At 67.4% G+C, this 8752-nt stretch carries 6 protein-coding genes and 1 tRNA gene; 6 read left to right on the plus strand and 1 reads right to left on the minus strand.

Features of this window, described 5'->3' with window-relative positions; translation table 11 throughout:
• Positions 1-22: 22 nt before the first annotated feature.
• Positions 23-475 (plus strand): 50S ribosomal protein L19, encoded by a 453-nt coding sequence (gene rplS / locus GSQ79_RS17350; RefSeq protein ID WP_158809931.1) that lies wholly within the window; start codon positions 23-25, stop codon positions 473-475.
• 265 nt (positions 476-740) lie between these two features.
• Here rplS and GSQ79_RS17355 read toward each other — a convergent pair whose 3' ends face one another.
• On the minus strand, positions 741-1148 hold the full coding sequence (locus GSQ79_RS17355; protein ID WP_158809932.1) for a glyoxalase/bleomycin resistance/extradiol dioxygenase family protein: 408 nt from the start codon (positions 1146-1148) through the stop codon (positions 741-743).
• 134 nt (positions 1149-1282) lie between these two features.
• Between GSQ79_RS17355 and leuC the strand changes: the two genes are divergently transcribed.
• The 5 genes from leuC to GSQ79_RS17380 all read left to right on the plus strand — a co-directional run.
• Positions 1283-2689, plus strand: a complete 1407-nt coding sequence (gene leuC / locus GSQ79_RS17360) for a 3-isopropylmalate dehydratase large subunit (protein ID WP_158809933.1) — start codon at positions 1283-1285, stop codon at positions 2687-2689.
• Between the two features lie 571 nt (positions 2690-3260).
• Positions 3261-3345, plus strand: a tRNA-Leu gene (locus tag GSQ79_RS17365).
• Between the two features lie 116 nt (positions 3346-3461).
• Positions 3462-5444, plus strand: coding sequence for a site-specific integrase (locus tag GSQ79_RS17370; RefSeq protein ID WP_158809934.1), 1983 nt, complete (start codon positions 3462-3464; stop codon positions 5442-5444).
• Between the two features lie 453 nt (positions 5445-5897).
• The gene (locus GSQ79_RS17375; protein ID WP_158809935.1) at positions 5898-7172 is read left to right on the plus strand and encodes a DNA repair exonuclease; all 1275 of its coding nucleotides are present in this window, start codon (positions 5898-5900) and stop codon (positions 7170-7172) included.
• Positions 7172-8752: AAA family ATPase (locus GSQ79_RS17380; protein ID WP_158809936.1), on the plus strand; the 1581-nt coding region annotated here is incomplete at its 3' end. The genes GSQ79_RS17375 and GSQ79_RS17380, both read left to right, overlap by 1 nt.

An 8752-nucleotide genomic window follows, 5' to 3' on the forward strand; every position in this document is an offset into this window, starting at 1 on the left:
AGGCGAAACGGCAGGACTACCTATGAACATCATCCAACAGATCGAGGCCGAACAGGCCGCGAAGCTTGCAGCCGTCCGTCCGATCCCGGAATTCCAGCCCGGCGACACGGTCATCGTCAGCGTCAAGGTCAAGGAAGGCGATCGCGCCCGCGTCCAGGCCTATGAAGGCGTCTGCATCGCCCGCACCGGCGGCGGCATCAACGAAAGCTTCACCGTTCGCAAGATCTCCTACGGCGAAGGCGTCGAGCGCGTGTTCCCGCTGTTCTCGCCGAACATCGACTCGATCAAGGTGATCCGTCGCGGCAAGGTGCGGCGCGCCAAGCTCTACTATCTCCGTGACCGTCGCGGAAAATCGGCGCGTATCGCCGAGCGCATGGAGACGCCAGCCGCCAAGGCCGCGCGCGAAGTCGCGAAGAAGGAAGCCAAGGCATCCGCCAAGGCGACCAAGGCTGCGAAGACCAGCGCGGCTGAGTAAGGAAAACCACCTGCCCCTCTCCCACAAACTCGGGCTTGCCCGAGTTGGAATTGTCGAATGACAAAGTTAGGCAGGCCTAACTTGTACGGGGAGAGGTTGGGAGTGGGGGTCAGGGTGTTCTTCATGCACCGGCGAAGAACACCCTGACCCCCATCCCTAGCCCTTCCCCGCAAGGGGGAAGGGGATCAGACTGCGGTCGCCCTCATCCGACCCTGCTGACGCAAGGGCCACCTTCTCCCGCAGGCGGGAGAAGGGGAGCCCGCCCTTACACCGCCACCAGCGGCGCGTTGAGGATCCAGCGATGCCCAAAGGGGTCGCGGAAGGTCGCGAGCCTGGTGCCCCAGAACGAATTGGTCGGCATCGTCTCGGGTTTGGCGCCGAGCCCCATGGCTTTCGCAAAAATCTCGTCGACCTGCGCCGCCCCGGGAAACTCGACGCTGATCGAGATCGTCGCGGCTTCGCCGGGGATGGCGACCCGCGTCTGGCCGAACTCCGGAAACGCGTCGGCCAGCATGATCGAGCCGCCGGCGATGGCCAGTTCGCAATGCAGGATGCGCACGCCGTCGAGCGCCGGCATGAATGCCTTCTGCTCCGCCGCGAACACCGCCGTATAGAAGGTAATCGCCGCCAAAGCCGGCGAGACCGTGAGATAAGGGGCGACGGACGGGCGCATCGAAGACTCTCCAGGCCATGCGCCGCTCGCCATGCGGGTAACCGGCGAAGACGACTTTCGCTTTACGCCTATCGGCATTAAGTGACATGCATTGCCACGCTTTTATGCAGATCAGGGAAGAATTGGGAAGACCGATGGCCAAGCCGCGCACACTCTACGACAAGATTTGGGATGACCATGTCATCGACGTGCAGGCGGACGGCACCACCCTACTCTACATCGATCGCCACCTCGTCCACGAAGTGACCAGCCCGCAGGCCTTCGAGGGCCTGCGCTTGGCCGGCCGCAAGGTGCACGCCCCATCGCGGACGCTCGCCGTCGTCGACCACAACGTGCAGACCACCGACCGCTCGCAAGGCATCGTCGAGCCGGAAAGCCGCCTGCAGGTCGAGACGCTGGCGATGAATGCGAGGGATTTCGGGCTCGAATATTTCAACGAGCACGACAAGCGCCAGGGCATCGTCCACGTCATCGGCCCGGAACAGGGATTCACCCTGCCCGGCACGACGATCGTTTGCGGCGACAGCCATACGTCGACGCACGGCGCCTTCGGGGCGCTGGCGCAGGGCATCGGCACCTCCGAGGTCGAGCATGTGCTCGCCACCCAGACGCTGATCCAGACCAAGGGCAAGAACATGCGCGTTCTCGTCGAGGGCAAGGCTGCGCCCGGCGTCAGCGCAAAGGACATCATTCTGGCGATCATCGGCGAGATCGGGACGGCCGGCGGCACCGGCCACGTCATCGAATACGCCGGGGACGCCATCAGCGCCCTCTCGCTCGAGGGCCGGATGACGATGTGCAACATGTCGATCGAGGGCGGCGCCCGCGCCGGCATGGTCGCGCCCGACGACAAGACGATCGCCTATTTCGAGGGCCGTCCGAAATCGCCGAAGGGCGAGGCCTGGGACAAGGCCGTCGCCTATTGGCGCACGCTCTATTCCGACGACGGCGCGCATTTCGACAAGGAAGTCAGGCTCGACGCGGCGAACCTCTCGCCGATCGTCTCCTGGGGCACCAGCCCGCAGGACGTCGTGACGATTTCCGGCTCCGTGCCGCGCGCGGACGATGTCGCCGACGAGATGAAGCAGGCGGCGATCCGCCGGGCGCTGGACTACATGGGCCTGAAGGGCGGCGAGAAGATCACGGACATCGGCATCGACCGGGTGTTCATCGGCTCCTGCACCAACAGCCGCATCGAGGATCTGCGCGCCGCCGCGAAGGTGGTGGCCGGTCACAAGGTTTCCGAGCGGGTCAGCGCCATGGTGGTGCCGGGCTCCGGCCTGGTGAAGTTGCAGGCGGAGGCCGAAGGGCTCGACGCCATCTTCACCGCCGCCGGCTTCGAGTGGCGCGAGCCGGGCTGTTCGATGTGCCTGGCGATGAACCCAGACAAGCTCAATCCGGGCGAGCGCTGCGCCTCGACCTCGAACCGCAACTTTGAAGGCCGCCAGGGTCCCCACGGCCGCACCCACCTGGTGTCGCCGGTGATGGCAGCGGCGGCCGCGATCGCCGGGCACTTCGTCGACATCCGGGAGTGGCAGTAGCGAGGACTCCTCTCCCCTTCAAGTGGGGAAGGGGACCATGCGCAGCATGGTGGAGGGGGCCTGCGCCCACTATGCGGATCGCGAGCATCACAGCTAGCCTTGCGTCACCCTGAGCGTCATTGGCTAGACTTGCGGTCTGTATCTCTTTGCCGCGGCCTTGAAGCGCTGTGCCGCGGGCGCGCCGGCCGGCATCGGACACGTCACAGGCACGCCAAGGTCGGAACCCGAAGATCGGGTCGGCCCTCGGCTCTTGACCCATCCGGGCCGGCGCGCATTCTGACTCCGTGCGTCGGAATCCCGGCAAGGCCGGAAATCGTGACGCGTGACGCAGAGTGACGCGAAAATGGTGCAGTCGGCTTCGCGGTTTTTATCGGGACAGGCCCGCCATGTCGTGCGCCGCCGATGCCCCCGCCTTCGGCGTTGCCCTGCCCCCGCGCTGTGCGGAGTGGAGGATTTGCCCGCCATCGAGAAAGCGCGGGCGCGGCGGCAGAGGGGCTGGACCCGCCGCCCCATCCTGTGGCATGAGTGCGCGGTCGATCGCGCATCGATTTCGATCGAGCGCGGTGAGCCAGCGGGCGTGGTGGAACTGGTAGACGCGCGGCACTCAAAATGCCGTTCCGCAAGGAGTGTCGGTTCGATTCCGACCGCCCGCACCACTTTTGCGCTAGTCGCTTGTACTTGCTAGGCTTTTTTCCATGAGCGTCATCCTGATTCGTCCCGTAGGGACAATCATGGTGGCAAATCTGGTAATAATCGCCCCCGCAGGTGCCCCATGGGTAGACCCACCAAGACCGGATACCCCTTCCTCGTCGGACGTCCCGACGCCGGCCAATACACCTACCACCGCAAGCTTTCCGCTCGCGTCGAGCAACTCGTTTTCGGCGAAGTCGAGATGCCGTGGGCCGCGGACGCGCGCGTTCTCGCCGGCGGCCCGGTCGTCAAGATCTCGCTGAAGACCGGCGACCTGAAGACCGCCCGGGAACGTTGGGCGGTCGTGCATCCCCAGGTCGAGGCGCTGGTGCAGCTCGCCTATGTCCGCGTCGGCGCCGCGCGCACGAGCGCCACGAAGTTGCGGGCCTTGAACGGGCTCACCACCGAGGAGATCCGGCGGCTCGCCGGCCAGGCCCGGCACGACGTCCTCGCGGCGGACGACCTGACCTGGGATGCCAGCGCCACCTCGCCGCTCGCGACGGTCATCGGCGACGTCATCGAGCGGACCGGCCGGCCGGCGGCGCGCGAGGACCTCGAGCGGGCGGCGCAGCTCTCGGAAGCGCGGCTGCTGACGAGCCTGCTGCAGCAGCGCAAGGCGGCCGTCTTCGACCGCCGCGCCAACGAGAGCGAGCGCGACGTGCCGCCCGGCCTCCTCGCCGAGCTGCTGGCCGCCGGGGCGAAGGCGCAGCCAGGCGCGCTGTCGAAGGAGTTGACCGCCCTGCTCCTCGACGATCCGATCTACGCCTACCCCATACCGAGCGACGTCGACGCCCTGCTCGCCGATAACGGCGTGGCGCTAGCGCGCGGAAACCCCGACCGCACCGCGTTGGCGCTCGCCACGCTGCGCGCCAAGGTCGACGCGTTCCGCGTCGTCGAGGCGCGGTTCAACGGCGACGCGACCGAGACGCCGGAGCGCCCGGAGCGCTTGACGCCGCCGCCGGCTCCGCCCGAGCCGGTGAAGCGGATCTCCGATATGCGCGCGCGCTGGGTCAAACTGTTCGAACCCGGGCAGAAGCAGATCGACGACAACAGGCTTTACGTCGACCGCTTCATCGAGATGTTCGGCGACTTGCCGGCGAGCGAGGTCACGCGTCCGATGATCCGCGAATACAGGGACACGGTCGCGACCTGCGCCCGGAACATGCCGCGGGCGGTGCGGGCGATGACGTTCAAGGAGCAGCTCGCCTGGTCAGCCGACCGTCCCAATGAGAAGAAGCTGTCGCGGCGGACCGTGAACCGCAAGGGCATCGGGTCGATGTCGGCCTGCATGCACGCGGCGATCCTGGACGAGATCCGCGCCGACAACCCCTGCTCGAAGCAGGACCTGCCGCTGCGCAAGTCGGACAAGGTGGTAAGGCTGCCCTACAGCCTCGAGGACCTCATCAAGATCTTCGGCACTCGGATCTACACCGAGGAACAGAAGCGCTGGGTCGGCGGCGCGGGCGAGGCCGCCTTCTGGATGCCGCTGATCGCACTGTTCGCCGGCGCCCGGCTCGAGGAGATCGGGCAGCTGCTGTGCTCCGACATCCGGATCGAGGAGGGCATCCACTTCTTCGACCTCATGGACCTCCCCGACGAGGATGAGGACGAACACGATGACGATGACCGCCACGTCAAAAAGCTCAAGACGACCGACGCACGGCGGCGCGTCCCGATCCATCCGCAACTCGTCGACCTGGGGTTCCTAGACTACGCCGCCGCGATGCGCGCGCACGGTAAGCGGAGCTTGTTCCCAAACCTGAAGGAGTATCGGGGCCGCATGACGCACAACTGGAGCAAGTGGTGGGCGCGCCACACCGACCTTTTCGTTACGGCGAGCCCGTCGAAGGTCTTCCACTCGCTCAGGCACAAGTTCGTCGACAGGATGCGCAACCAGAAGCTCAACCGCGACGTGCTGAAGGCGATCGTCGGGCACTCGAACGGGGACACGACGGACCAGTACGGCGAGAGCATCTCGGTGGTGAGCCGGTACGAGGAACTCGTCAAGCTGACCTACCCGGGCCTCGACCTTTCGCACGTGAAGGCGAACTACCGCTACCGCTGAGCTTCGCGCGTCCCCCAGCCGTCCTTGACAGGCGACCTACCGTCCGTCGGACAAGCAAGCCGGGGTGTGCTCGCCCGGCTCGATGCCGATGGCGCTACTCATGGGTGGTAAGGGCGCAAGGGCGCCGGCGTGAAGCCCGGTCGGTCCGCTTCCGAGCCGACCCGCACGTCCGGCGCCTCCGCAGTAACTGTGTTTCGGCTTGCAACAAAATTTCGACGCCGATTGACAGCTTGTCTGCACGATCCTCGGAAGTCGAAAGTGCCGGTGGCCGATCACCCGTCCGGAATTTAGGCATCAAGCATAGCTTGATATTAATAATATCCGTCCCAGATATCGCCTGCATGCGATCTGCCAGACGCGTCACGGCGTGGTAGCGGTATCGAAATGACCAGGCGCGTCGAGCGTAGGCGCGAAACCCGATGTCGACCCCGACGTAGGCGAGGAGAAACCATAGTGGCCTTCAGGTTCGTGCACGCGGCGGACATCCACCTCGACTCGCCCCTCAAGTCCCTTGCGTTCCGCAATCCCGAGGTCGCCGAACTCGTCGGGAACGCGACGCGGCGCGCGTTCTCGTCGATCGCCGACCTCTGCCTCGAGGAGAGGGTCGATGCGCTCGTGCTCTCCGGCGACTTGTACGACGGCGACCAGACCTCGATGAAGACGGCCAGGTTCCTGGCCACGGAGGTCGGCCGCCTGCACGAGGCCGGCATCCGCGTCTTCATCATCCGCGGCAACCACGACGCCCTGTCGCGGATCACCAAGGAGATGGTCCTGCCGGATACGACGAAGATCTTCGGCGGGCGCGCCGACGCCGTGACCGTTCCAGCCAACGGGAACGGGCGCGAGGTCGTGTTCCATGGGATCAGCTTCGCGCAGCCGCATGCGCCCGAGAGCCTGCTGCCGAAGTACCGCCCGCCAGTCGAGGGCGCGATCAACATCGGCCTCATGCACACGAGCCTCGACGGCTCGGCGAGCCACGACCCGTACGCGCCATGCAAGGCGACCGATCTCGAGGCGAGCGGGTTCCGGTACTGGGCGCTCGGGCACGTCCACGGCCGCTCCGTCGCGGGCACCCGATGCTCGATCGTCATGCCGGGGATGCCGCAGGGCCGCGACGTCGGGGAAAGCGGCCCGAAGACTGTGACGCTCGCGACGATCGCCGACAACGGTTCGATCGGCCTGGAGGAGCGGCTCACCAGCGTCGCGCAGTTCGAACGCGTCGCCGTCGACCTCGGCGGCGCAACGGAATGGCGCGAGATCGTCGGACGCGTCGCCTCGCGCCTCGGAGCCAAACGTGACGCCGTCGCGTCCGAGCATCTCGTCGCCAGATTGACCCTAGCCGGTGCGACGCCGCTGGCGTGGCGCATCCGCCGGGACGCAGACCTCCTGAGGGCAGAGGCCGAGCAGATCGCTTCGAGCCTCGGGAGAACGTGGATCGACAAGGTCGAGATCGCGGTTTCCGCCCCGTCGACTTCGGCCGACGAGGCGACGGGCGCCGCGTTGATCGACCTGCGCCGGCTGATGTCGGGCGAGGTGCAGGCCTCGAGCGCCTACGTCCTGGCGGCTACGACGGCGCTCGAACAGATGCGGGACGCGCTTCCCCAGGAATGCCGGCGGGTGCTCGGCGACAACGAGGCGGCGCTGCGTTCGGTCCTCGACATCCTGGCGAAGGATGGCGCCGAGGACGTCCTGGCACGTCTGGCGCGCGCCGGAGGGGAGGAGACCTGATGCGCATCGCCCGCCTCGACCTCACCCGCTACGGCCGCTTCACCGGGACGACGATCGACTTCGGCCCCCTCGAGCCCGGGACGCCGGACCTCCACGTCGTCTACGGCCCCAACGAGGCCGGCAAGTCGACGATGTTCGCCGCGCTCGTCGACCTGCTGTTCGGGATCGAGGCGAAGACGCCGTTCGACTTCATCCATCCGGCTGCCAGCTTGCGCATCGGCGCCTCGGTCGAGATCGACGGCGCCTTGACGGAGGTCGTGCGTACGAAGGGGGCGAGCGGCCTGACGGGCGCCGACGGCCTTCACTTGCCCGAGGGCGTCTTCCTCGGCGAACTCGCCGGGCTCGACTGGGCCTCGTACCGGACCATGTTCTCGCTCGACGACGAAAGCCTCGAGAAGGGCGGCGAGAGCATCCTGGCGAGCCGCGGCGAGCTTGGGCAACTGCTGTTCTCCGCAAGCGCCGGTCTAGCGGGCCTCAGCCAGTCCCTCGCCGCGATGCGGGCCGAGGCCGACGCATTCTTCAAGCCGGGCGGCCGCAGCCACGAACTCGCCGAAATGAAGAAACGGCTCGAGGCCTTGAGGAGACGCAAGGAGGAGGTCGACACGCCGGCATCGGCGTATGGGCGGCTCTCGTCGGCTTCGGTCCTCGCGAACGAACGCTACGAGGAAGCCATCGCCGAGCGCGGGACCGTGCAGGCGGCGCTCGAGGGCGTCCGGCGCAGGCTCGCGGCGCTCCCGCGGATGGCGGAACTCGCTGCGGCGAACAGAGAGCTCGAAGCCATCCCGGACCTTCCTGCCGTACCAGCGGGCTGGGCGGAGGCCATGCCGGGCCTGACGCGCGACGAGATCGGGCTCGAGGCCCGTTTCGCCACCATCGACGCCGAGGCGACGCGCCTCGCGCGCGACCTCGAAGACATCGAGGTCGACGAGCCGGCGTTGCGGCTGGCCGACAGGATCGCGCGGCTCGGGGACCAGCGCGCAAGGTCCGTAACCGCGGCGAAGGATCTGCCGGAACGCCGGCTCAGCCTGCACGGCGAGACGGCAGCGATCAGGCGGATTTTGGCGTTCCTCGGCCGCGATGGCGAACCCGATCCGCGCCGCCTCGTGCTCGATGCGGCGGCCGCCTTGGCGCTGCGCCGCCAGATCGAGAGCCGCTCGGGGATCGAAGCGGCGCTCGCATCGGCGACCGCGGAACACGACGCCGCCATGCTCGGGGTCGCGACCGCCGAACGCGAACTGCCGGTAGGACCGGGCTCCGCCGACCTAGTGGAGACGGCCGCCGTCCTCGCAGCGATCCGAGACAGCGACCATGCACCACGAGGCAGGGCCGCGGCGCGGGCGGCGGAAGCGCAGGGCATGATCCTGGCGGAGCGGTTGCGGCTGCTCGCGCCGTGGGCGGGGACCGCGGAGGCCCTGGCGACGATGGCGGTCCCCGAAGCGTCGGAGGTCGAGCGCTGGAAGATCGACGTCGCCAACGCAAGGGAGGCCGTCACGAGGCGCGGCGCCGAGATCGACGAGATCGAGACGGCCTGCCGCCGGTTCTCGGCGGAAGCCGAAGCCATCGTCGCGACATCGCATCCG

Source organism: Beijerinckia sp. L45, from assembly GCF_009765775.1.
In the GTDB taxonomy this organism is placed as follows: Bacteria; Pseudomonadota; Alphaproteobacteria; order Rhizobiales; family Beijerinckiaceae; genus RH-AL1.

What these genes read in the sequence shown, in the direction of transcription:
- leuC (WP_158809933.1), top strand. Translation starts at nt 1,283, where the DNA reads ATGGCCAAGCCGCGCACACTCTACGACAAGATTTGGGATGACCATGTC.
- rplS (WP_158809931.1), top strand. Translation starts at nt 23, where the DNA reads ATGAACATCATCCAACAGATCGAGGCCGAACAGGCCGCGAAGCTTGCA.
- GSQ79_RS17355 (WP_158809932.1), bottom strand. Translation starts at nt 1,148, where the DNA reads ATGCGCCCGTCCGTCGCCCCTTATCTCACGGTCTCGCCGGCTTTGGCG.
- GSQ79_RS17370 (WP_158809934.1), top strand. Translation starts at nt 3,462, where the DNA reads ATGGGTAGACCCACCAAGACCGGATACCCCTTCCTCGTCGGACGTCCC.